The sequence below is a fragment of the Streptomyces smyrnaeus genome (assembly GCF_017676345.1).
Classification (GTDB): Bacteria; Actinomycetota; Actinomycetes; order Streptomycetales; family Streptomycetaceae; genus Streptomyces; species Streptomyces smyrnaeus.
This window is the reverse complement of record NZ_JAFFZM010000036.1, coordinates 1-22092: the sequence shown is the minus strand read 5'-3', so window position 1 is coordinate 22092 and position 22092 is coordinate 1. Positions and strand designations below refer to the sequence as shown.

At 72.5% G+C, this 22092-nt stretch carries 21 protein-coding genes; 9 read left to right on the top strand and 12 right to left on the bottom strand.

Annotation, left to right across the window (positions count from 1 at the left end):
- Positions 1-17 precede the first annotated feature (17 nt).
- Genes JW613_RS33750 through JW613_RS33740 form a run of 3 tightly spaced genes read right to left on the bottom strand, consistent with a single transcriptional unit; the run spans position 18 to position 4251 of the window.
- Positions 18-1619 (bottom strand): acyl-CoA carboxylase subunit beta, encoded by a 1602-nt coding sequence (locus JW613_RS33750; RefSeq protein WP_209214752.1) that lies wholly within the window; start codon positions 1617-1619, stop codon positions 18-20.
- A complete protein-coding gene (locus JW613_RS33745) occupies positions 1616-3400 on the bottom strand; it encodes an acyclic terpene utilization AtuA family protein (protein WP_209214750.1) in 1785 nt (594 codons plus the stop codon). Before JW613_RS33745 ends, JW613_RS33750 begins: the two co-directional genes overlap by 4 nt.
- A complete protein-coding gene (locus JW613_RS33740; protein WP_209214748.1) occupies positions 3397-4251 on the bottom strand; it encodes a TIGR03084 family metal-binding protein in 855 nt (284 codons plus the stop codon). The genes JW613_RS33745 and JW613_RS33740 overlap by 4 nt, the downstream gene beginning before the upstream one ends.
- 212 nt (positions 4252-4463) lie before the next feature.
- On the opposite strand from JW613_RS33740, the gene JW613_RS33735 reads away from it, so the two are divergent.
- Positions 4464-5393, top strand: coding sequence for a helix-turn-helix domain-containing protein (locus tag JW613_RS33735; RefSeq protein ID WP_307866148.1), 930 nt, complete (start codon positions 4464-4466; stop codon positions 5391-5393).
- A 116-nt stretch (positions 5394-5509) separates the two neighbouring features.
- Positions 5510-6175 carry a dioxygenase family protein gene (locus JW613_RS33730; protein WP_209214746.1) on the top strand — a complete coding sequence of 222 codons (666 nt, stop codon included), beginning with the start codon at positions 5510-5512 and terminating at the stop codon, positions 6173-6175.
- 71 nt (positions 6176-6246) lie between these two features.
- Here the strand turns inward: JW613_RS33730 and JW613_RS33725 are convergent, their stop codons facing one another.
- Positions 6247-9108, bottom strand: a complete 2862-nt coding sequence (locus JW613_RS33725) for an FAD-binding and (Fe-S)-binding domain-containing protein (RefSeq protein WP_209214744.1) — start codon at positions 9106-9108, stop codon at positions 6247-6249.
- A 211-nt stretch (positions 9109-9319) separates the two neighbouring features.
- Positions 9320-9715: an MmcQ/YjbR family DNA-binding protein gene (locus JW613_RS33720; protein WP_099882146.1), complete on the bottom strand. Its 396-nt coding sequence runs from the start codon at positions 9713-9715 to the stop codon at positions 9320-9322.
- Between the two features lie 103 nt (positions 9716-9818).
- Between JW613_RS33720 and serC the strand changes: the two genes are divergently transcribed.
- Both serC and JW613_RS33710 read left to right on the top strand, forming a co-directional pair.
- Positions 9819-10937: a phosphoserine transaminase gene (gene serC / locus JW613_RS33715; protein WP_209214742.1), complete on the top strand. Its 1119-nt coding sequence runs from the start codon at positions 9819-9821 to the stop codon at positions 10935-10937.
- Positions 10938-11104: 167 nt separating this feature from the next.
- Positions 11105-11497, top strand: a complete 393-nt coding sequence (locus JW613_RS33710; RefSeq protein WP_209214740.1) for a PNPOx family protein — start codon at positions 11105-11107, stop codon at positions 11495-11497.
- A gap of 12 nt (positions 11498-11509) precedes the next feature.
- Here the strand turns inward: JW613_RS33710 and JW613_RS33705 are convergent, their stop codons facing one another.
- Together JW613_RS33705 and JW613_RS33700 are read right to left on the bottom strand one after the other, a co-directional pair.
- Positions 11510-12352, bottom strand: coding sequence for an ABC transporter permease (locus JW613_RS33705; protein ID WP_209214738.1), 843 nt, complete (start codon positions 12350-12352; stop codon positions 11510-11512).
- Positions 12349-13368, bottom strand: coding sequence for an ATP-binding cassette domain-containing protein (locus JW613_RS33700; RefSeq protein ID WP_209214736.1), 1020 nt, complete (start codon positions 13366-13368; stop codon positions 12349-12351). The genes JW613_RS33705 and JW613_RS33700 overlap by 4 nt, the downstream gene beginning before the upstream one ends.
- Positions 13369-13464: 96 nt before the next feature.
- On the opposite strand from JW613_RS33700, the gene JW613_RS33695 reads away from it, so the two are divergent.
- The gene (locus tag JW613_RS33695; protein WP_209214734.1) at positions 13465-14259 is read left to right on the top strand and encodes a TetR/AcrR family transcriptional regulator; all 795 of its coding nucleotides are present in this window, start codon (positions 13465-13467) and stop codon (positions 14257-14259) included.
- 97 nt (positions 14260-14356) lie between these two features.
- On the opposite strand, the gene JW613_RS33690 is transcribed toward JW613_RS33695, so the two are convergent.
- Genes JW613_RS33690 through JW613_RS33680 form a run of 3 tightly spaced genes read right to left on the bottom strand, consistent with a single transcriptional unit; the run spans position 14357 to position 16350 of the window.
- A complete protein-coding gene (locus JW613_RS33690) occupies positions 14357-14587 on the bottom strand; it encodes a tautomerase family protein (protein ID WP_099882158.1) in 231 nt (76 codons plus the stop codon).
- Positions 14588-14615: 28 nt separating this feature from the next.
- Complete coding sequence (locus JW613_RS33685) at positions 14616-15527, bottom strand: SDR family oxidoreductase (protein ID WP_209214732.1); 912 nt, start codon at positions 15525-15527, stop codon at positions 14616-14618.
- A 43-nt stretch (positions 15528-15570) separates the two neighbouring features.
- Entirely contained in the window at positions 15571-16350 is a 780-nt protein-coding gene (locus tag JW613_RS33680; protein WP_209214730.1) for an SDR family oxidoreductase, read from the bottom strand.
- A 158-nt stretch (positions 16351-16508) separates the two neighbouring features.
- Here JW613_RS33680 and JW613_RS33675 point away from each other — a divergent pair, with 158 nt between their 5' ends.
- Complete coding sequence (locus tag JW613_RS33675) at positions 16509-17441, top strand: MmyB family transcriptional regulator (RefSeq protein ID WP_307866147.1); 933 nt, start codon at positions 16509-16511, stop codon at positions 17439-17441.
- Positions 17442-17513: 72 nt separating this feature from the next.
- Here JW613_RS33675 and JW613_RS33670 read toward each other — a convergent pair whose 3' ends face one another.
- Positions 17514-18482 (bottom strand): hypothetical protein, encoded by a 969-nt coding sequence (locus JW613_RS33670; protein ID WP_209214728.1) that lies wholly within the window; start codon positions 18480-18482, stop codon positions 17514-17516.
- A gap of 121 nt (positions 18483-18603) precedes the next feature.
- On the opposite strand from JW613_RS33670, the gene JW613_RS33665 reads away from it, so the two are divergent.
- From JW613_RS33665 to JW613_RS33655, 3 genes are all read left to right on the top strand, one after another.
- The gene (locus tag JW613_RS33665) at positions 18604-19353 is read left to right on the top strand and encodes a GDSL-type esterase/lipase family protein (RefSeq protein WP_209214726.1); all 750 of its coding nucleotides are present in this window, start codon (positions 18604-18606) and stop codon (positions 19351-19353) included.
- 277 nt (positions 19354-19630) lie between these two features.
- Positions 19631-20287: a TetR-like C-terminal domain-containing protein gene (locus tag JW613_RS33660; RefSeq protein WP_209214724.1), complete on the top strand. Its 657-nt coding sequence runs from the start codon at positions 19631-19633 to the stop codon at positions 20285-20287.
- Positions 20288-20360: 73 nt separating this feature from the next.
- Positions 20361-21359: an aldo/keto reductase gene (locus JW613_RS33655; protein ID WP_209214722.1), complete on the top strand. Its 999-nt coding sequence runs from the start codon at positions 20361-20363 to the stop codon at positions 21357-21359.
- A gap of 153 nt (positions 21360-21512) precedes the next feature.
- Here the strand turns inward: JW613_RS33655 and thpR are convergent, their stop codons facing one another.
- Entirely contained in the window at positions 21513-22091 is a 579-nt protein-coding gene (thpR, locus tag JW613_RS33650) for an RNA 2',3'-cyclic phosphodiesterase (RefSeq protein ID WP_245226776.1), read from the bottom strand.
- Between the last annotated feature and the right edge of the window lies 1 nt (position 22092).

The following is a 22092-nucleotide window of genomic DNA, read 5'->3' as shown; positions in this document are numbered from 1 at the left end:
CTCCCGCTGTTCGCGGCTCACATCCGGAAGATGCCGAAGCCACCGCGGGCCCCGCGTACCGGCGCGGTGTGGACGGCGGACAGGCAGATGCCGAGGACGGTGCGGGTGTCGCGCGGGTCGATGACGCCGTCGTCGTAGAGCCGCCCGGACAGGAACATCGGCAGCGACTCGCTCTCGATCTGCTGCTCGACCATGGCCCGCAGCCCGGCGTCCGCCTCCTCGTCGAACGGCTTGCCCTTGGCGGCGGCCGACTCGCGCATCACCATCGACAGCACCCCGGCGAGCTGCTGCGGTCCCATGACGGCCGACTTGGCGCTGGGCCAGGCGAACAGGAACCGGGGCTCGTAGGCGCGGCCGCACATCCCGTAGTGCCCGGCGCCGTAGCTGGCGCCCAGCAGCACGGACAGGTGCGGGACCTTCGAGTTGGAGACGGCGTTGATCATCATGGAGCCGTGCTTGACGATGCCGCCCTGCTCGTACTCCTTGCCGACCATGTAACCGGTGGTGTTGTGCAGGAACAGCAGCGGGATGTCGCGCTGGTTGGCGAGCTGGATGAACTGGGTGGCCTTCTGCGACTCCTCGCTGAACAACACGCCTTGCGCATTGGCGAGGATGCCGACGGGGTAGCCGTGCAGTCGCGCCCACCCGGTCACCAGGCTGGCTCCGTACAGCGGCTTGAACTCGTCGAACTCGGAGCCGTCGACGATCCGGGCGATCACCTCGCGCGGATCGAACGGCACCTTCAGATCGTCGGGGACGATGCCGAGAAGTTCCTCCGGGTCGTACAGCGGCTCCCGTACCTCGCAGGTCGGGTCCGGGTGCGCCTTGCGCCAGTTGAGGCGGGCGACCACCCGGCGGGCCCGGCGCAGCGCGTCGGGTTCGTCCAGCGCGTAGTGGTCGGCGAGCCCCGAGACGCGGGCATGCATGTCGGCGCCGCCCAGCTCCTCGTCGCCGGCCTCCTCGCCGGTGGCCATCTTCACCAGCGGCGGCCCGCCGAGGAACACCTTGGCGCGCTCCTTGACCATGATCACGTGGTCCGACATCCCGGGGATGTAGGCACCGCCGGCCGTCGAGTTGCCGAAGACGACGGCGATGGTCGGGATGCCCGCTTCCGAGAGCCTGGTGATGTCCCGGAAGAGAGCGCCTCCGGGAATGAAGATCTCCTTCTGGCTGGGCAGATCGGCGCCGCCGCTCTCCACCAGGCTCACACAGGGCAGCCGGTTGGCGTAGGCGATCTCGTTGGCCCGCAGTGCCTTCTTCAGCGTCCACGGGTTGCTGGCGCCGCCGCGTACGGTGGGGTCGTTCGCGGTGATCAGGCACTCGACGCCCTCGATGACACCGATACCGGCCACCAGCGAGGCCCCGGTGGTGTAGTCGCTGCCCCACGCGGCGAGCGGGGACAGCTCCAGGAACGGGGTGTCCGGATCGAGGAGCAGTTCGATCCGCTCCCGGGCCGGCAGCTTGCCGCGTGAGCGGTGCCGCGCCAGATACTTCTCGCCGCCGCCCGCGAGGGCCTTGGCCTGCTCGGCGTCCAGCTCTTCGAGCTTGCCGAGCATCGCGGCGCGGTTGTCCGCGTACTCGGGGGCCGCCACATCGAGGGAGCTGTTGAGGGCGCTCATGGGAGGAACACCTCCGGTATGTCGAGGTGGCGCGAGCGCAGCCATTCGCCGAGCGCCTTGGCCTGCGGGTCGAACCGGTGCTGCGACGCCACGCCTTCGCCGAGGATGCCGTCGACGATGAAGTTGAGGGCCGCGAGGTTGGGGAGTTCGTGCCGGGTGATCTCCAGCCCGGCGGTCTCGGGGAGGAGTTGGCGCAGCCTGGCGACGGTGAGGGTGGCGCGGAGCCAGTCGTGGATCTCCGGGTCCGCGTCGCGGGCCCATACGCCGATGTTGGCGCTTGCGCCCTTGTCCCCGCTGCGGGCCCCGGCGACGAGACCGAGCGGGGCGCGCCGGGTGGGCGACGGGACGAGGTGCGGGCCGGGACCGGACCCCGGCCCGGCCCGCGGTGTGCTGGCCAGCGGGGCCGGTGTGCTGTCCACCGGGGCCGTGGTGGGCGCACAGGCCGCGAAGGAGACATCGGCCCGGGTGCCGTCCGGCAGCACCGCGACATGCGGCACCCCCTCGGCGGGTACGTACGCCGCCTCGAACACCCCGTAGGGCGCCGGTCGTGCGGGTGGCGCCGTCACATGGAATCCCGGGTAGCTCGCGAGGGCCAGTTCGACGGCGGGCGCGGAGACGGCGCGGCCGACGACGTTCTCGTCCGCGTCGCGCACCACCAGCCGCAGCAGCGCGCCGGCTTCCTCCTGCACATCGGCGTCCGGCCGGCCGGTGCGGACCAGATTCCAGCTCACCTCTCGCGGGCGCCGTGTCCCGGCCCGTGCGAAGGCGGCCTCCATCTGCTCCCGTACAAGGGCCGCCTTGGCCTCCACATCGAGGCCGGTCAGCACGAAGGTGACCGCGTTGCGGAAGCCGCCGAGCCGGGTGAGCCCCACCTTGAGGGTGCCGGGGCGGGGCTCTCCGCGGGCCCCCTCGATCCGGACCCGGTCGGGGCCCTCCTGTGCGAGCCGCACGGTGTCCAGGCGGGCGGTGACATCGGGGCCCGGGTAGCGCGGCCCGGCGGTCTCGTAGAGGAGCTGCGCCGTGACGGTGCCCACGGTCACCGCGCCGCCGGTCCCCGGGTGCTTGGTCACCACCGACGAGCCGTCCGCCGCGATCTCGGCGAGGGGGAACCCGGGGTGGCGCACATCGATGCCGTCGCGGACGAAGAAGGCGTAGTTGCCGCCCGTCGCCTGCGTCCCGCACTCCAGTACGTGCCCGGCGACGACGGCACCGGCGAGCCGGTCCCGGTCGTCGTCGGTCCAGCCGAAGTGCGCGGCGGCGCAGCCGCTGACCAGCGCCGCGTCGGCCACCCGCCCGGTGACCACGACATCGGCGCCGGCGCGCAGGCAGGCGGCGATCCCGGCGCCGCCCAGATACGCGTTGGCGGTCAGCACGCCCTCGCCCCAGCCCCCGCGTCCGAGCAGGTCGTCGCCCTCCACGTGGGCGACCCGCGCGGGGACTCCGACGCGCTCGCTCAACTCCCGCACGGCGTCGGCGAGAGCGGCCGGGTTGAGGCCGCCCGCGTTGGTGACGAGGGTGACGCCGCGCTCCCGTGCCAGCCCGAGGCCGTCCTCCAGCTGCCGCAGAAAGGTCTTGGCCCAGCCACGCCCGGGGTCCTTCAGCCGGTCGCGGCCGAGGATGAGCATGGTCAGTTCGGCGAGGTAGTCGCCGGTGAGGACGTCCAGCGGGCCGCCGGTCAGCATCTCGGTGAGCGCGTCGAAGCGGTCGCCGTAGAAGCCGGAGGCGTTCCCGACCCGCAGGGGTTCGCGGGGGCGGCCCGTGGCGGGGCCGGGCACGCTCACGCCTCCCCCTCGCGCAGCATCCGGCCCGAGGACACCTCTGGTTGACGGCCGCGGGACGGCGCCCGCCCCTTCCCGGGCGGGCCCGCGAAGGCCTGCGCGATGCTCAGCCAGCGCTCGGCCTCGGCCCCCTCGGCGCGCAGGTCGGTGTCGTCCCGGTGCACCCGCTGGGTGACCAGCCGGCAGAAGTCGACAGCGCCCCCGGTCACCCGCTGGGCCGCCTCCTCGGGGCCGTGGGTCCACAGTTCGCCGCCGGGGCCCGTCGTCTCCACCCGGAAGGCTTCGGCGGGCGGCTCCAGTCCGTGCACCAGGTACGCGAAGTCACGGGCACGGACGCCGAGGCGGACTATGTGCCGCAGCCGAGCGGTCGGCTCCCGTACGAGGCCGAGGGCGTCGGCGACATCCGTCCCGTGCACCCAGGTCTCCATGAGCCGCGCCGTCGCCATGCTCGCCGCGCTCATCGACGTGCCGTACCAGGGCAGCCGCACACCAGGGGCCAGCCCGGCCAGCGCTCCCTGCAGCGCCTCGCGCCCCGCCCGCCAGCGCTCCAGCGACTCGCCGTGCGGCAGCCGGGCGCCCGCCTCGGCGCCGTCGTCGACGAAGTCGGCCGCTTCGGGCCGGGCCGCGTACGCCTCGGTCTCGCGGCGGAAGGCCTCCGCGTCGGTCGCGGCGAGCAGCGCCCGCTCGTCGGTCCACGCCAGGTGGGCGATCTGGTGTGCGACGGTCCATCCGGCCGCGGGTGTGGGCGCGGCCCAGGCGGCCGGCGGCAGATCGACGACCAGCCGCTCCACCTCCGCGCTCTCGGCCCGCAGCTCCGCCAGCAACTCGCCGAGCACGCCCTGCGATACGGCCACCGTCCGCCCCTCCCCTGTGTCGCGGCGTCGGCGGGCCGGTGCGCGCCCAGCAGGCCCCGACCGCCGTCCGTCGCACCGAGAGTGGCAGCCTCGGTAAAAACAAGCAAGCGTGCTTGCATGACTTTTTCCCGGTGCCCGGTCCACCGCCCCGGGTAACTCCTCGGGCGGACGCCCACGGGACTCGGGCGGCACCCACGGGAGAGGAGCGGCGCGTGGAGACGGGACACAGCTCTCGGCAGGGGCCCCGCACCATGCCGCTGCACCGCCTGGACGTGCCGGCGCCCCGCCGGCTCCCCTTCGCCATCGGGACGTTCGACACGATCGGACCGCTCTCCCGCGCCGCCTACCCCCACCGGCACACCTTCTACGAGATCGCCTACGTCACCCGCGGCAGCGGCACCCATGTGATCGACCTACGGCGCTGGCCGCTGCGGCCACCGCACCTGTGCTTCATCGCCCCGGGCCAGTCCCACCACTGGCAGCAGCGCCGACAAGTACACGGCTGCGTGGTCCTCTTCGACGAGGCGTTCCTGCTCGCCCACCCGGAGGACCGGGAGCTGCTGCGCCGGTTGAGCACGCACCCCTCCCTTCCGCTGTCCGGCCCGGCGGCAACCCGCGTCGACGGCCTGCTGTCCGCCATGCGGACCGAGTACGGCGAGGCGCAGCGCGGGATGCGCTCGGTGCTGCAGGCCTATGTGCACATCCTGCTCGTGCACGCCGACCGCCTCCCGGCCCAGGAACCCCCCGACGGCATGCCACACCCGGAGGCCGCCTGCTCCCGTCCCGCCGCTGTGGCCGGACAGTTCGTCCGCCTGCTGGAGCGGCCGGGCGCCGCCGCCGCGCGCACCGTCTCGGCGTGCGCCGGTGAACTCGGCGTCTCCACCGGCTATCTGACCGCCGCCGTCCGCGCGGCCACCGGGCGTACGCCCGGACAGCTGATCCGGCACGCACAGGTGCTGGAGGCCAAGCGGCTGCTGGGCGGCACCGGTATGACGGTGCGGCAGGTGGCGAGGGAGGTGGGGTTCGCCGACCCGGCCTACTTCTGCCGCTTCTTCCGGCGCGAGACCGGCGCCAGCCCCGGGGAGTTCCGGCGGGAGGCGCACGAACTGCCGGACGGTGACGAAAGCACCACGGTCCGGTAGATCCGTCCATCGACGCCCCCTCGTCCGGCCCGTAGCGTCATCCCCACTCGGCCGACCAGGGCCGGACGCGTCCGTCCCCGCACTTCCCCCACCTTTGGAGAGCGAGGCACAGACAGATGGCTGCAACGGACGACGAACAGCCCACCGCCCGGCGGCGCCAGGGCCCGAGCCGCAAGAGCGTGCTGCGCGCCGCGATGGCCGCTGGACCCGCCGCGGTCCTGCTGGGCACCGGTGCGAGCGGCGCGGCCCCGGCGCTCGCCCGCGACCGGCGCGGAAGCGGGGAGCGGCCGGCGTTGACGCCCTCCTGCGACGACGGCGACGACCCGACACCTCCGCAGACCGAGGGGCCCTACTTCAAGCCCAACTCGCCCGAACGCGACTCCATCGTGCCGCCCGGCACCTGGGGAACGCCGCTGGCCGTCAGCGGATTCGTCTTCGGACGGGACTGCACACCGCTGGCGCATGTACTGCTGGACTGGTGGCAGGCCGACCCCAACGGCGCCTACGACAACGCGGGGTACCGGTTCCGCGGCCACCAGTACACCGACGCGCAGGGCGCCTTCCGGCTGGCCACCCTGCGGCCGGGGCTGTACCCGGGCCGCACCCGGCACCTGCACGTCAAGGTGCAGGCGCCCTACAGCCGCGTGCTCACCACCCAGCTGTACTTCCCGGGTGAGCCGCGCAACCGGACCGACCCGATCTTCGACGCGCGGCTGCTGATGAACGTACGGCCGGAAGGAGGCGGACAGGCCGGCTCCTTCGACTTCGTACTGAACGTGTAGCGCGCGGGGTCCGGCGGGACCGGGAGGCACGGGTGCGCCTGCCGCACCTGCCGCCCGGCCCGCCGGGGCCCTCACTTGCGCGGGTCCAGGCCCTCCGCCAGCACCTCCGCCAGATGCCGGCTCTGGTAGCCGCCCAGCTGATCCATCTGGGTACGGCACGAGTAGCCGTCGGCCAGCAGCTCGGTGCCCGGCTCCGCCTCCCGCAGGGCCGGCAGCAGCTGGTCCTCGGCGCAGGCGGCGGAGACCTCGTAGTGGCCCTTCTCGAAGCCGAAGTTGCCGGCCAGCCCGCAGCAGCCGCCGCTGAGGTCTCCGGTGAGTCCGGCGCGCTCGCGCAGCCGGCGCTCGGCGGCGTCCCCGATGACGGCGTGCTGGTGGCAGTGGGTCTGGCCGGCGACCGGGCGGTCGATGCGGGGCGGCTCCCAGTCGGGGGCATGCTCCTCCAAGGTCTGCGCGAAGGTGCGGACGGCCTGGGCGAGCCGCTTCGCGCGCGGGTCGTCGCTCAGCAGTTCGGGAACGTCCGTCTGGAGCGCGGCGGCGCACGGGGGCTCCAGGACGGAGACGGGCAGGCCCGCGTCCAGGGCCGGTTCCATCACATCGAGCGTGCGCCGCATCACCGTACGGGCCCGGTCGAGCTGGCCCGTGGAGACGTAGGTGAGGCCGCAGCACACCTGCTTCGGCGGTACGACCGGCTTCAGCCCCGCATCCTGGAAGACCCGCACCGCCGCCGACCCGGCTTCGGGAGAGAGGTAGTTGGTGAAGGTGTCCGGCCACAGGACGACCGGCTTGCCGGTGGCGGAGGCGCGGCCGGGCTGCTTGCGCCACCAGTGGGTGAAGGGGGTGCGGGGCAGCGCCGGGATGTCCCGCTCGGGGGCCAGCCCGCCCAGCCGCTTGGCGAGCGCCGCGAGCGGGGGCACCTTGGCACCCGCGTTCAGCAGCGGCACCGTACGGGTGGCGGCCGCCAGCCGCAGCCAGCGCGGCAGCCAGCCCATCGAGTAGTGCGCCATCGGGCGGCGCTTGCCCGGAGTGCCGCTCTCGGCGTCCCCCTCGTAGTAGTGGTGCATGAACTCGGCCTTGTAGGTGGCCATGTCCACCCCGACCGGGCAGTCGCTGCGGCAGCCCTTGCACGACAGGCACAGATCGAGCGCGTCGTGCACCTCCTCGGACTGCCAGCCGTCGGTGACGACCTCGCCGGCGAGCATCTCGTGCAGCAGCCGGGCGCGTCCGCGTGTGGAGTGCTTCTCCTCGCCGGTGGCGCGGAAGGACGGGCACATGACGCTCGCCCCGGCCGTCTCGTTGCGGCACTTGGCGACGCCCACACAGCGGCGTACGGCGGCGGAGAAGTCGCCCCCGTCGTGCGGGTAGCCGAACTCCACGTCGACCGGCTTGCGCGGCAGCGGCGCGAAGCGCAGGTTGGCGTCCAGCGGATCGGGCCGCACAAGGACGCCGGGGTTGAGGCCGTCGGCCGGGTCCCACAGATCCTTGAACCGGCCGAAGAGACCGACCATCTCCTCGCCGTACATCCGGGTCAGCAGCTCGGCGCGGGCCAGCCCGTCGCCGTGCTCGCCGGAGAGGGAGCCGCCGTGGGCGACGACGACATCGGCCAGCGCCGTGGAGAAGTCCCGGAACTTGGCGATGCCCGCCTCGCCCAGCAGGTCGAAGTCGATCCGTACGTGGATGCAGCCGTCCCCGAAGTGCCCGTACGGGAGCCCGCGCAGCCCGTACTCGCGCAGCAGCTTGCGGAAGTCGCGCAGATAGGCGCCGAGCCGGGCCGGTGGCACGGCGCAGTCCTCCCAGCCGGGCCACGCCTCCGCGCCGTCGGGCATGCGGGTGGCCGTGCCGGAGGCGTCCTCGCGGACCCGCCACAGGGCGCGCTGCCCGGCCGGTTCGGTGACCAGCGCATGGTCGGTGGTGCCCTCGCGGGCCGCGCGGCACAGCTGTTCGGCGTTGGCCCTGGCCTGCGCCGGGTCGTCGCCGCCGACCTCCACGAACAGCCAGGCGCCGCCCTTGGGGAGGGAGGCGCGTGCGGCATCGCCCACCAGGTCGTTGGCCATGCCCTCGACGGTGAGCGGACGGTACTGGAGCAGCCCCGCCGCCGCCTCGGCCGCCGTGGACTCGTCCGCGTAGCCGAGTACGGCCAGCACCCGGGCGACCGGGGTGGGCACCAGCTTGACGGTGGCACGGGTCAGCACGCCCAGGGTGCCCTCGCTGCCGGTGAAGGCGCGCGCCCAGTCCTCGCCCTTCTCGGGAAGAAGCTCATCCAGCGCGTATCCGGAGATCCGCCGGGGCAGCTCGGGGAACCCCGTGCGCAGCCGGGCCAGTTCGCCCTGGACGAGGGAGGAGACGCCGCTGCGCAGCCGCTCGGGCACCCCGGAGCCGCCCCGTGCCAGGCGCGCCCGTTCGCCGCCGTAGGTGAGGACCTCCAGCTCGTGCACATTGTCGGCGGTGGTGCCCCAGGCGACCGAGTGGGAACCGCAGGAGTTGTTGCCGATCATCCCGCCGAGGGTGCAGCGGGCGTGGGTGGAGGGGTCGGGCCCGAACGTGAGCCCGAAGGCACCGGCGGCGTTGCGCAGATCGTCCAGGATGACGCCGGGACGTACGACCGCGGTACGGCTGTCCGGGTCCAGATACTCGATGGTGCGCTGGTGCCGGGTGAAGTCCAGGACGACACCGAGCCCGGTGGCCTGTCCCGCGATGGAGGTCCCGGCCCCCCGCGCCACCACGGGGACACCCCGCTCGCGGCAGACGGCCAGCACGGCCGCCACATCGTCGTCGTCCTTCGGCGCCACCACGCCCAGCGGAACCCGCCGGTAGTTGGAGGCGTCCATCGTCATCAGCGCTCTGTCCTGGGCCCCGAACTCCACCTCGCCACCGGGCACGGCGGCCCGCAGTGCCCGCTGAAGCTCCCGTGCGTCTGCCCTACGTGCGTCTCCCATGCGCACAGGGTGCACGCTCACCCGGGCCGTCCGCTGCCCTTGCGAGATCTTTCGTGTCTGTGGTCCGCGTCACGCTGCCGATCGGCCATCCGTAAGCGCCCTACCTGCGGATAGACGGTTTTTTGTCAGCCCGCCGATCTGGACTCAACGGCCCACCGAGCTGTCCACCCCGGCCATTGAACAGCCGGCTGCCGCGCCCTTCGCTCCCGGATCACTCCGCGTACGGATCGGGCGCCGCGAACGTCTCCAGCAGCCGGGGTGGCGCGGCCTGCTGCCAGCTGTCGACGACGATGTCCCGCAGCTCCGTCATGTCCTCCAGCGCCGCCAGCCGCGCCCGCACCCAGTTGGAGCCCGCCTCGTGCGGCGGCACCCAGAATTTCTCCGGTTCGGCGGCGATCAGCTCTCCGCGTTCCAGGCGCGGGCAGCGCACCGCGAACGAGGACTGGTCGTCCGGCATGGTGAGGAACATCTTTCCCGCGACCCGGAAGGTGGGCATGGCCCACGCCTCCACCTCCTTGGTCTCGGGGAGGGCGAGCGCGAGGCGCCGTACGTCATCCGGGCCGGGACGGTGACCGGGCCCGTGACCGCGTCTGTGACCTGCTGTCATACGGCCAGCTTATGGACCGGGACCGACAGCCGCGTGTCCACCGTTCGTCTCAGGCGCTGGACGGCTCCGGGGGCGCTCTGGACGGCGGCACTAGGCTGACCCCGTGGCTGATCTCCAGATTCCCGCTGACCTCAAGCCCGCCGACGGTCGCTTCGGCTCGGGCCCCAGCAAGGTGCGTCCGGAGGCGCTCAGCGCCCTGGCTGCGACCGGTACCTCTCTCATGGGCACCTCCCACCGGCAGGCGCCCGTCAAAAACCTGGTCGGAAAGGTGCGCGAGGGCGTACGGAGCCTCTTCTCGCTGCCCGAGGGGTACGAGGTCGTACTCGGCAACGGCGGCTCCACCGCGTTCTGGGACGTGGCGACCCACGGCCTGATCGAGAGCAGGTCCCAGCATCTGTCCTTCGGCGAGTTCTCCTCCAAGTTCGCCAAGGCAGCGGGGCAGGCGCCGTGGCTCGGCGACCCCAGCATCATCAAGAGCGACCCGGGCACCCACCCCGAGGCGCGCGGCGAGCAGGGCATCGACGTCTACGCGCTGACCCACAACGAGACCTCGACCGGTGTCGCCATGCCGCTGCGGCGCGTGCCGGGCTCCGACGACGGCGCACTCGTCCTGGTGGACGCCACCTCGGGCGCCGGCGGGCTGCCGGTCGACATCACCGAGACGGACGTCTACTACTTCGCCCCGCAGAAGTCGTTCGCCGCCGACGGCGGGCTGTGGATCGCGGTCTTCTCCCCCGCCGCCGTCGAGCGCGCGGAGCGCATCGCCGCCTCGGACCGCCACGTCCCGGCCTTCTTCGACCTGCAGACGGCGATCGACAATTCGCGCAAGAACCAGACGTACAACACCCCGGCGCTGGCCACGCTCTTCCTGCTCAACGACCAGCTGGAGTGGATCAACGGGCAGGGCGGGCTGGAGTGGGCCGTCTCCCGGACCGCGGACTCCTCCGGGAGGCTTTACGGCTGGGCGGAGAAGGCGTCCTACGCGTCGCCGTTCGTCGCCGACCCGGCGCAGCGCTCGCAGGTGGTGGGCACCATCGACTTCGCCGACGAGGTGGACGCCGCCGCCGTGGCCAAGGTGCTGCGGGCCAACGGTGTCGTGGACACCGAGCCCTATCGGAAGCTGGGGCGCAATCAGTTGCGGGTCGCCATGTTCCCGGCCGTCGAGCCGGCGGACGTCGAGGCGCTGACGGGTTGCATCGACTGGGTGATCGAGCGCCTGTGAGGCCTTGACGCTGGGGAGGGGGTGCCCCGGTCCGCCGTCCGCAGGCTGCGGGCGCGTTGTGGCTTTGGGGGCACCTCCCGGCCGGAGGCTGGGGGAGCAGGGTGGGCAAGCGCAGCCCCCCATGCGGGGTAGCATCCGGTCCCGCCCAGCCGGGTACGGGCACTCGTATGAGCACCCCCACCACTGGCTTGCAGCTGTTCGCGCGGGAGCGCCGAGTGCGGCTGACGACGTACGAGCGGGAAGGCACTCCCGTGGGGCACGGCGCCCGGATCGCCGTGGAGGGCGACCGCGCGTACGTACGCACCCATGCGCGCGCCAGGCAGCGGGAGCACATCGAGCGCTACCCGGAAGTGGAACTCTCGGCCGCCACCCTCACCGGCACCCCGAACGGGGCGCCGATGAAGGCGCGGGTGCGGGAGCTGCGGGACCGCGAGGCGCGGCACGCCGCCGCGCGACTGGCCCGCAGACACCCGCTGACCCAGGGCTTCCTGGTGCCGCTCGGCTACCGGTTGATGTTCGACCGGCCGGTCCACTACGAGCTGCGGTTGGTCGGCGAATGAGCGGCGCAGCCGTCACTTGCTGAGGTTCTGGAACTTGCGTACGGCCAGCGGCAGGAAGATGGCCGTCAGCACCAGCGGCCACACCACCGCCATCAGCTCCGAGTGCTCCTCGATCCAGCTGCCTCCGGTGGGCAGCGGGTTGCCGTACAGCTCGCGGATGGCGTTCGCGGTGGCCGAGACGGGGTTCCACATGGCGACCGTGCCCAGCCAGTCCGGCATCACCGAGGGCGGGGTGAAGACGCTGGAGACCATGCCGAAGGGGAAGGCGACGGCGAACAGGTTGCCCGCCGACTCCTGGTTCTTGGCGAGCAGGCCGAGCAGCACACCGATCCAGATGAGTGAGAAGCGCAGCAGGAGCAGCAGCGCGAACGCCCAGAGCGTACTGAGCAGGCTGCCGTCCGAACGCCAGCCGATGACCAGCGCGATCACCGCCATCACGGCCAGGTCGAGCGCCGCGTGCAGTACGTCGGAGACCCCGCGCCCGGTCACCACGGCGGAGGGCGCCATCGGCATGGAGCGGAAGCGGTCGGTGACACCGCGCTCCTTGTCCACGACGACGGCCATCGCCGTGTTCATGAAGCCGAACGCCATGGTCATGGCGAACATCCCCGGCATGGCGTAGTCCTTGTAATCCACCCCCTCGCCGACATCCATCGCGCTGCCGAAGACATAGACGAACAGCAGCACGGACACGATGGGGAAGCCGAGCTGCCAGGCGATGATGGACGGCTGCTTCACCAGGTGGGTCAGGTCGCGGCGGACGATCGTCCAGCAGTCGGCCACCGCCCAGTACAGCCGCTGCCCGGCGTTCTGCTGCTCCGGGTCCGCGCTCCGCACGGTCTCCACGGCGTTCATGCGGTGACCTCCGCGTGCTGGGTACGGTCCATGTCCTGCGCGGCTGCGGGCGGCTGCGTGCGACTGCCGGTGAGGGCGAGGAAGACCTCGTCCAGCGTGGGGCGGCGCAGGCCGATGTCGGCCACCATCACGCCCTCGTCCTGGAGGCCGCGCGCCACCTCGGTGAGCGCGGGAACCCCCGCCGAGACGGGCGCGTGGACGCGCAGTTCGGCGGCGTCGGTCTCCGGCTCGGCACCTTGCATCGCGACGCGGGCGACGGCGGCGGTCACGACGGGCAGATCACGGGCCTCGGCGGCGACGACCTCGATACGGTCGCCACCGATGGCCCGCTTGAGTCCGGCCGGGGTGTCCTCGGTGACGTTGCGGCCCTGGTCGATGACGGCGATCCGGTCGGAGAGCTTGTCGGCCTCGTCCAGGTAGTGGGTCGTCAGGACGACGGTGGTGCCCTGCCGGGTCAGTCCGCGCACCGCGTCCCACACCTCGCTGCGCCCGCGCGGGTCGAGCCCGGTGGTCGGCTCGTCCAGGAAGAGCACCTCCGGGGCGAGGATCATGCTGGAGGCCAGGTCGAGACGGCGGCGCATCCCGCCGCTGAAGCCCTGCGGTTGCTTGTCCGCCGCTTCGCTGAGCCCGAACTGGTCGAGCAGTTCGGACGCCCGGCGCCGGGCGTGGGCCGCACCGAGGTGGAAGAGGCGGCCGAACATCTCCAGGTTCTGCCGTGCCGTGATGATCTCGTCCACGGCGGCGTGCTGACCGGTGAGACCGATCCTGCGGCGCACGGCGCGCGGGTCGCGGCGCACGTCGTATCCGCCGACGGTGGCGCGGCCGGAGTCGAGCCGGACGAGGGTGGACAGGGCGCGTACGGCGGTGGTCTTGCCGGCCCCGTTCGGTCCCAGCAGTCCGAAGACGGTGCCGCGCGGCACGGCCAGATCGAGGCCGTCGAGCGCGTGTTTGTCGCCGTACGTCTTGCGGAGCCCCTCGGCGACGACGGAGCACTGGTCCGGTGGTGGTGCGAACATACATCCCCTCCTCGAATCTGGGTACGGTGTACCCAGATCGAAAAGCGTACAGCCTACGCAGATGTTTGCAAGGGGATTTCCTACGATGGCCCGACCATGACGACCAAGCACCGGAGCACGGACCCGGCGGACCACGGCGGCGAAGGCCTCACCCGCCTCGTCCGCAGCCTCGACCTGCTGTGGGGCCGCACCGGGCGGCACCGCCCCGCGCGCGGACCCAAACCCGGGCTGACCCTTGCGCAGATCGTGGCCGCCGCCGTCGACCTCGCCGACCGCGAGGGCCTGGCCGCCCTGTCCATGCGCCGCGTCGCCACCGAACTGGGTGTCGGCACCATGTCCCTGTACCGCTACGTACCGGGCAAGGACGAGCTCATCGCCCTGATGTGCGACCAGGTCGCCCTGCCGCCGGGCGACCTGGAGCAGTGGCGCGGCAAGAGCTGGCGCGAGACGCTGGAACTGATCACCGAGGCGTCGTGGGAGCTCTACACCACCCACACCTGGCTGCTCCAGGTCAACCAGGCCCGCCCGGTCCTGGGCCCCAACTCCATGGCCAACCTCGACTTCGCACTGGGAGCGCTGGAGGACCTCCCCTTCACCGGCCAGGAGAAGATGACCATCCTGATCGCGCTCGACAACCTCGTCATGGGCGCCGCCCGCTCCGTCGTCCTGTACCAGCAGGCGGCCCAGCAATCGGGCGTCAGCGACGAGGAGTTCTGGCGCACCCAAGAGCCCTACATCGTGCGCGGCATGGAAGAGGGCGGCCTCGCCCGCCTGGCCGCCCTCCCCGACGACGCCTTCGCCGCCGATCCCGCCGAGAGCACCCGCTTCGCCGTCCGCGCCCTTCTGGACGGCCTCCAACGCCTGCTGGACGAGCGCCGGCCGTCGCCCTGACCCGGGGGGCCGTGCCACGGGCGCTGCACCGCCGGGCGCGAGCGGCGTCGGCTCTCGGCCGTACGGTGCCGCCCCGGCCGGACGACGGCCGGTGCGCTCAGGCGTCGCCGGCGTCGGCCGGTGCCGCCTCACCGAGCATGGCGAGGGTCAGCACATTGCCGGAGACGCCCCAGCCGCCGTCGGCGACCTCTTCGACCAGGACCATGGTGTTGCCGCGGGCACGCTCGCCGTAGATCTCGACGTACAACTCGGTGGTGCGGGCGACGATCTCCTCCTTCTGCTTCGGGGTGAGGGTCTTCTCGGGGACCTTGAAGTTCGCGAAGGGCATGGCTGAGTGTTCCTTTGCTCGGTGGGAGTTACAGAGAGCTGCCCGCGGTCAGCAGGCTGTCCAGTCCGATGCGACGGAAGAAGTCGGCGCGGACGCGGTCGGCGACCGCGGAGACGACTTCGCTGCCGTCCCGGCTGGGGTCTATGTGGGTGCGCAGCGGCCGAGTGCCGTGCTCCATCGCGACCAGGCGCGCGACGGCTTCAGCGACCTCGGACACATCGGCGTCCGAAGGGACGAGCGCGGCCAGGCGCCTGCCCAGATCGTCCCTCAGGGGTTGGTGACGCCGGTCGTAGGCCTCCGCACGGTCGGTGTCGGCGGGGGCGCCGGCGTTGGCGAAGTGGTTGGTGCCGGTGGTGAACGCGCCGGGCACCACGATCGCGGTGTCGATGCCGAACGGAAGCACCTCGGCGGCGTAGCTGACGGCCACAGCGTCCATCGCGGCCTTGGCGGCGAAGTACGGGGCCAGGAACGGGGGGCAGCCGCCGCGGGTGCTGGAGCTGCCGATCCACACCAGCAGCCCCGAGCCCCGCTCGCGCAACTTCGGCAGGGCGGCGCGGTTGACGCGCTGGGTACCCAGGACGTTCACGTCGTACAGGTCCGCGAACTGCTCGGCGGTGAACGCCTCGGCGGCGCCCAGGACCATGTGCCCGGCGTTGTGCACGACCACGTCCAGTCGGCCGCGCTCGGCGAAGACCCGGTCGACCGCGGCGTCGACGGAGTCCTGGGAGGTGACATCCAGCTCGACGGCGTGCACGTCGACCTGGTGGTCGGTGCCGTAGCGCGTCAGCTCGGCCACCGCGGTCGCGTTGCGGGTCGCGGTTCGGCGGATGCCCGCGTACACGGTGTGCCCGGCGCGGGCCAGAGCGCGCACGGACAGCGCCCCGATGCCGCTGGAGGCGCCCGTGACCAGGACGACCTGCCCGGTGTCGTCGTTCCTCATGACGAGGCCTTTCGTGTCGAACGAGGGGGTGTCTGCCGACGGTTCAGATGATTCCGCCGTTGGCGCGCAGGACCTGTCCGTTGATCCAGTGGCCGGCCGGGGAGGCGAGGAACGCGACGACCTCGGCGATGTCGGCCGGGGTACCGAGTCGCTCCAGCGGGGGCTGGGCGGCCAGCCGGCCGATGGTCTCCTCGTCCTTGCCGTCCAGGAACAGGTCGGTGGCCGTGGGGCCGGGCGCGACCGCGTTGGCGGTCACGTCCCGGCCCCGCAGCTCCCTGGCCAGGATCAGCGTCAGCGCCTCGACCGCGCCCTTGCCGGCGGAGTACGCGCCGTAGCCCGGGAAGGCCAGCCCCACCACCGACGAGGAGAACGTCACGATCGCCCCGCCGGGGCGCACCCGCCGGGCGGCCTGCTGAACGACGACAAAAGTGCCGCGGATATTGGTGCGGTGCAGGTCGTCCAGGAGGTTCAGGTCCAGGTCGGCGATCGGCGCCGTGTGTGCCCGCCCGGCCGCGTGCACGACGACATCGAGGCCGCCGAACTCCGCCTCGGCCGCGTCGAACAGGGTCGCGACCGCGTGTTCGTCGGCGACGTCCGCGCGCACGGCGAGGGCCCGGCCACCGCCGGCGACGGCCTCCTCGACGGCGGCTTCGGCCTCCTTCCGGTTGCCGCCGTAGCCGACCACGACGGCGTACCCGTCGGCGGCCAGCCGGCCGACGGTCCGGCGGCCGATGCCGCGCGAGCCGCCGGTGACGACCGCGACCCGGGGTGAGGCGGAGGGCTGGGCCGGGGCAGCCATCCGGTCGGGGGACGTGTGGGGCATTGCTGACTCCTGTGGTGGTTGCGGGTCGGGCCGCGGCCTCGCCGTCGCCCTGCTGCGTCCTCAACGGTCGGCCGGTCTGCCACCCCTAGCCAGGGCTGCGTCCACCCAGGGGTTGCCACCCCCTGGCTACGCCCCGGCGCGCGAGCGACGATGGAGGGGTGAACCTTCCACAACTCGGTGCCTTCCTCAGGACACGCCGCGACCGCATCCGCCCCGCCGATGTCGGTCTCCCCTCGGGCCCGCGCCGGCGGGTCCCCGGGCTGCGCCGCGAGGAGGTCGCCCAGCTGGCCGGGCTGTCGGCCGACTACTACACCGAGTTGGAACGCGGCGGAGCGAAGAACGGCGTACAGCCCTCGTCCCAGACCCTGGCCGCCCTCGCCCGGGCCCTGCGGCTGAACGGCGACGAGCGCGACCACCTGTTCCACCTGGCCGAACGGCCGATACCGCCGTCAGCACGCGGACCGTCGGCCCATGTGCAGCCCGCGCTCCTCGGACTGCTGGATCGGCTGTCCAACACTCCCGCGCGCGTCATCACCGACCTGCACGAGACCCTGGTCGAAAACGATCTGGCCCGCACCCTGCTGGGCAGGTCCCCGGCACACCGCGGCCCGGCGGCGAGCTTCGTGTACCGCTGGTTCACCGACCCGCGGGCCCGCGAGATCTACCCGGCCGAGGACCGCCCGCAGCACTCCCGGGTGTTCGTTGCCGACCTCCAGGCAGCAGCCGCCCGGCGCGGCCGGGACGCGGAGGTCACGAAGATGGTCGCCGTACTGCGCCGCCGCAGCCAGGAGTTCGCGACCCTCTGGGACACCCACGACGTCGCGGTGCGCCGCATGGACCACAAGAGGATCGTCCACCCGCTGCTCGGCGTCATCGAACTCGACTGCTTCAACCTCCTGAGCGAGGACGGACGCCAGCGCCTGCTGTGGTTCACCGCGCCGCCCGGAAGCCGGGGAGCCGAGCAGCTGGAGCTGCTGTCCGTCGTGGGGACCCAGGAGCTGAGCGCCACGGAGAGCACCGCGCCGGCCGTCAGCGACGACTCCCGGCACGACGGCAAGGAGACGATCCGGGCCGCCTACCGATCACCGTGATGCGCAGGCGTACAGCCGGCCCTGGACGGAGGGGGGAGATGCCGGCGGCCCGTCGGCGCTCCGACGGCCGGCTCAGTCCCGGCGCCGCGCGAACAGTCGGCGCAGACCGAACCAGACGACCAGGGCGGCGATGAACGTGCCGGCGCCCAGGGTGAGGTTCCGGTTGTCGTCCTCGGACGAGCTGTCGCCGGCGCCGTCGTCGGAGGACTCGGAGTCCGAGGAGCCCGAGCCGTTGTCGCGCGCGGAGTCGGGTACCGCCTCGCCCTTCAGCCGGGTCGGCTCCACACCGCTGCCGGACCCCTCGGAGCCGTACATCAGTGTCCGCCCGTCGGGGGCGAACGTGACCGACTCGCCCTGCCGTTGCAGCGGTACGGGAACGGAGCCGATCTTCTTCGGCTCGCCGTCCTGCCAGGTGTACGCCGTCGCGCCGAAGTAGGCCCGCAGCACCAGTCGGGAGCCGTCCGGCGAGAACGCGCCGTCGGTCGCCTCGAAGTCCACCTCGGCGACGCGCGAGAAGGTGTTGACGCCGCCCGGATCCAACTTCCGGGGACCCGCGTACAGGCCGCCCTTCCCCTGGGAGCTCTTGCTGGCGATGTAGACCCGGCCGGTCCTGGGGTGCACCATCAGCGACTCGGCGTTCCGCGGGCCGTCGGCGTAGCGGACGGTGTAGCGGGTGGGGGTCACGGTGACGTCGCCGCGCAGCTGCTTCGGTTCGGGGAAGCGGTAGATCCACACCTCGGGCCAGGAGCCGTCCAGGTTGTCGCCGATGTCGCCGACGTAGACGTTGCCGTCCGGGCCGACGGAGATCCCTTCGACATCCCGCGGCTCGATACCGCTCAGCGTCACACGGCTGACGGTCTTTCCGGTGCGGCTGTCGACGGCGTAGACGTACGGGCCGTCGTCGGAGTCGTTGTGCGTCCAGTAGACGCCCTTGTGGGCGCGGGAGGCGGCCAGTCCGCTGGACTCGGTGATCCGGGAGTCGCGGATGGTGAAGCCCTCCGGGCCGTCCTCGGCGACGGCGGCGGGCGGGGCAGCCGTCATCGCTCCCAGCATCACGGCAACCGCTCCGACCCCGACCCCGACTCCACGCGTACGCACAGACATAGGCTCCAGTGTCCAGCATCACGGTGCAGCTCAACGCGGGATACCCGAGGATGTGCGGATGCGCGTTCTCTTCGTCGGCGACTCCATGACGATCGGAGCGGCTGGTGGGGGGAGCTCCGGGCCCCGGGCCGGGGGAGATCACACCTGGCGCTACCGGATGTGGCAGCACCTGTGCCGTACCGTTCCGGACGACGAGGACTGGCAGATCGTCGGCCCCCGCACGGCACTGCACGAGGGCAGCCACGCCTACGCCGACCCGCACTTCCCCCACCATGCGCGGGCGCACCTGGCGGGTTGGGGCGCGGGGTGGCTGCACATGGCGCCACTCGTCCGCGAGACGGTCGCGTCGTACCGGGCGGACACGCTGCTGGTCTCGCTGGGGCTGATAGACCTCGGCTTCTACACCGATCCCGAGCAGACGCTCGCGAACGTGGAGCTCTTCCTGGCGGAGGCGCGGGCCGGCAACCCGACGCTGCGTGCGGTGCTGCTGCCCGTCATGCCCAACATCCGCGCGGTGACCGACCCGGCGTTCGCCGACGCGTGCGCGCGGTTCAACACCCTGCTGGCCAAGGCGGTGGCCGAGCTGTCCCAGCCGCGTTCGCCGCTGCTGCTGGCCTCGGTACCGCACGACTGGTCGCCGGAGCGGGACACCTACGACGGCACCCATCCCTCGGCCGAGGGCGAGCACCGGATGGCCGCCGCCTTCGCCGACGCCCTGCATCAGGCGTGGGGCGTGGGCGGACCGTACCGACGGAGCCGGCCGATGAGCGCGTCGGCGGGTGAGCGCGGTCGGCGGGCCGGAGGGTGAACCCGACATGAGCGATGAGGCGCACAAAGGGGTTCAGGTGTGACGAGTATGAACAGATCCGGCCAGGTCCCGACTTTTTCCCGCCGGAACACGGCCCGGAGTTGCCGCGGGGGGACGCCACTGGGCCAGACTGTCGCCTTGTGCCGCGAACGCCCCGCTCACCACGGTTGACAACCGCGCTGCGGGGCGCTCACGGCATCCCCCGACTAATGCGCGCGTGCGCGCACTAAGTGTGGGAACAGTAATCGGAACCTGAGCCTCGACGCAACGCGGGACCATGACTGCGCCACCACCGCACGAATCCGACCGACCGCAGGGATCCGACCGACCGCACGGAGCGACCCGGCCCGGCGGGCGGACCGCACGCACCCGCGCCGCCGTACTGCGAGCGGCCTGGGAGGAACTGGGCAGCCAGGACTTCGCCGCACTCACCATCGACCTGATCGCCCGCCGGTCGGGGGTGCACGCCGCGACGATCCGGCGCCGCTGGCGCACGGTCGAGGGCGTCATCATCGACATGCTGGGCCAGCACAGCGGGACGATCCCCATTCCGGACACCGGCAGTCTGCGCCAGGACCTGCACACGGTGACACGGTCCATCGCCGACTTCTACGCCTCCGCCCGCAACCGGCGCCTGGTCGAAGCCGTCGTCACCTCCGCGGCACGCGAGCCGGGAGCGGCCGAGGTGATGCGCGCCGTGTTCAAGAACCGCATCCGACGGGTCGCCGTACTGCTGGAACGGGCCGTCGAGCGGGGGGAGATCCCCTCCGACACGGACGCGGAGGAGGTCATCGCGGCCATCGGCGCACCGTTCTACTACCGACTGCTGATCACGCGCCGCCCCATCGACTCCCGACTCGCCCACATCAGCGCCGAGTCCGCCTACCTCGGGGCGGTCGAGGGCGTCTTCCGCACCGGGACGGCCCCCGAGTAGGGCTTGCCCCGCGGATCCCGCCACCGGCACGACGGGTTGCTTCGAGTGCACTCCAGCCGCCTAGCGTGGCGGCATGGAGTACACGCAGCTCGGACGCACAGGACTGAAGGTCAGCAGGCTCGTCCTCGGAACGATGAACTTCGGCCCGCAGACGGACGAGGCCGACAGCCACGCGATCATGGACGCCGCACTGGCGGCAGGCGTCAACTTCTTCGACACCGCCAACGCCTACGGCTGGGGCGTCAACAAGGGCCGCACCGAGGAGATCATCGGCAGCTGGTTCGCCAAGGGCGACGGGCGGCGCGACAAGACCGTCCTGGCCACCAAGGGCTACGCCAACATGGCCCCCGACGGTGAGACGCCCTGGCCCAACCACGACAAGCTCTCCGCGCTCAACATCCGCCGCTCCGTGGAGGCCAGCCTGCGCCGCCTGGGCACCGACCACATCGACCTGTACCAGTTCCACCACGTCGACCGGGCCACGCCCTGGGACGAGATCTGGCAGGCCATGGACGTCCTCGTGCAGCAGGGCAAGGTGCTCTACGTCGGCTCCAGCAACCACGCCGGCTGGCACATCGCCCAGGCCAACGAGACCGCCGCACGCCGTGGCTCGCTCGGACTGGTGAGCGAGCAGTGCCTCTACAACCTGGCCGAGCGGCGCGCCGAGATGGAGGTCGTCCCGGCGGCCGAGGCCTACGGGCTCGGGGTCATCCCCTGGTCCCCGCTGCACGGCGGACTGCTGGGCGGCGCGCTGCGGAAGGCCCGGGAGGGCGGCGGCGGCCGTACGTCCTCCGGGCGCGCGGCCACCGCGCTGGAGGACCCGACGGTGCGCGGGCAGATCGAGGCGTACGAGAACCTCGTCGCCGAGCGCGGCCTGGAGCCCGGCGAGGTCGCCCTCGCCTGGCTGCTGTCCCGGCCGGGCGTGACCGGGCCCATCGTCGGGCCCCGGACGGCCGGCCAGCTCGACTCCGCGCTGCGCGCCGTCGAGCTGAAGCTCGGCGACGAGCTGCTCGCCTCGCTGGAGGAGATCTTCCCCGGCCCCGGGCCGTCGCCCGAGGCCTTCGCCTGGTAGGCGTCGGCCGGCGCCCGGCCCCCGGTCAGCTGCCGCCGAGGGCCGAGGCCAGGACGACCACGAGGAAGAGCACCACCAGCACACCGGTCACAATGCGCATTCTGGTCTTGGCGTTCACGCCGACAACGGTAGCCGGGACCCGGAACGGCTCCGTCACGGGCCCAGGGGCCAGCGCTCCAACGGCTCGTACCGGGGCTGCTCCCCCGGTACGCCGCTGCGCGGCGGCACACTGCGGACCAGCAGCAGCTCCCGGGCGCTCCACGGGGTCCCCTGGAAGGACTCCAGCTGCTCGACGTACGGGCGCAGGTCGGCCGTCCGCCGCCCCTTCGCCCGGGCCAGCGTCAGATGCGGATGGAACGACGGGTGCTTGTCGTCGGGGAGCAGACCGGCGCGGCGGCCCGCCGCCGTGGTGGCCGCCGCCAGCTTCTTGAGGGCCTGACGGTGGGGTTCCTCCTGCTGGAGCCCCACCCACAGCGTGCGGTCGCCGAAGCGGCCGGCGCGGTGGAGGCGCATCGGGAGGGGGCCCGGCGCCCGCCGCGCCGCCCGGACCAGCCGCGCTCGAAGGTCTGCTGCCTGGTCCTCGGTCACCTCCCCGTAGAAGCTCAGCGTGAAGTGCCAGGCCTCCGGCCGGGTCCAGCGGAGCGCTTCCGCGCCGGGCGGCTCCTCAAGGGCGTCGACGGCACGGGACAGTTCCTGTACCGCCTCCTGCGGGGGCCACAGTGCTGTGAACAGT

Bases quoted from the DNA above. Each gene is read 5' to 3' on its own strand.
- JW613_RS33750 (WP_209214752.1), bottom strand. From the start codon at position 1,619: ATGAGCGCCCTCAACAGCTCCCTCGATGTGGCGGCCCCCGAGTACGCG.
- JW613_RS33730 (WP_209214746.1), top strand. From the start codon at position 5,510: ATGGCTGCAACGGACGACGAACAGCCCACCGCCCGGCGGCGCCAGGGC.
- JW613_RS33725 (WP_209214744.1), bottom strand. From the start codon at position 9,108: ATGGGAGACGCACGTAGGGCAGACGCACGGGAGCTTCAGCGGGCACTG.
- JW613_RS33720 (WP_099882146.1), bottom strand. From the start codon at position 9,715: ATGACAGCAGGTCACAGACGCGGTCACGGGCCCGGTCACCGTCCCGGC.
- JW613_RS33710 (WP_209214740.1), top strand. From the start codon at position 11,105: ATGAGCACCCCCACCACTGGCTTGCAGCTGTTCGCGCGGGAGCGCCGA.
- JW613_RS33705 (WP_209214738.1), bottom strand. From the start codon at position 12,352: ATGAACGCCGTGGAGACCGTGCGGAGCGCGGACCCGGAGCAGCAGAAC.
- JW613_RS33700 (WP_209214736.1), bottom strand. From the start codon at position 13,368: ATGTTCGCACCACCACCGGACCAGTGCTCCGTCGTCGCCGAGGGGCTC.
- JW613_RS33695 (WP_209214734.1), top strand. From the start codon at position 13,465: ATGACGACCAAGCACCGGAGCACGGACCCGGCGGACCACGGCGGCGAA.
- JW613_RS33690 (WP_099882158.1), bottom strand. From the start codon at position 14,587: ATGCCCTTCGCGAACTTCAAGGTCCCCGAGAAGACCCTCACCCCGAAG.
- JW613_RS33685 (WP_209214732.1), bottom strand. From the start codon at position 15,527: ATGAGGAACGACGACACCGGGCAGGTCGTCCTGGTCACGGGCGCCTCC.
- JW613_RS33680 (WP_209214730.1), bottom strand. From the start codon at position 16,350: ATGCCCCACACGTCCCCCGACCGGATGGCTGCCCCGGCCCAGCCCTCC.
- JW613_RS33670 (WP_209214728.1), bottom strand. From the start codon at position 18,482: ATGACGGCTGCCCCGCCCGCCGCCGTCGCCGAGGACGGCCCGGAGGGC.
- JW613_RS33665 (WP_209214726.1), top strand. From the start codon at position 18,604: ATGCGCGTTCTCTTCGTCGGCGACTCCATGACGATCGGAGCGGCTGGT.
- JW613_RS33660 (WP_209214724.1), top strand. From the start codon at position 19,631: ATGACTGCGCCACCACCGCACGAATCCGACCGACCGCAGGGATCCGAC.
- JW613_RS33655 (WP_209214722.1), top strand. From the start codon at position 20,361: ATGGAGTACACGCAGCTCGGACGCACAGGACTGAAGGTCAGCAGGCTC.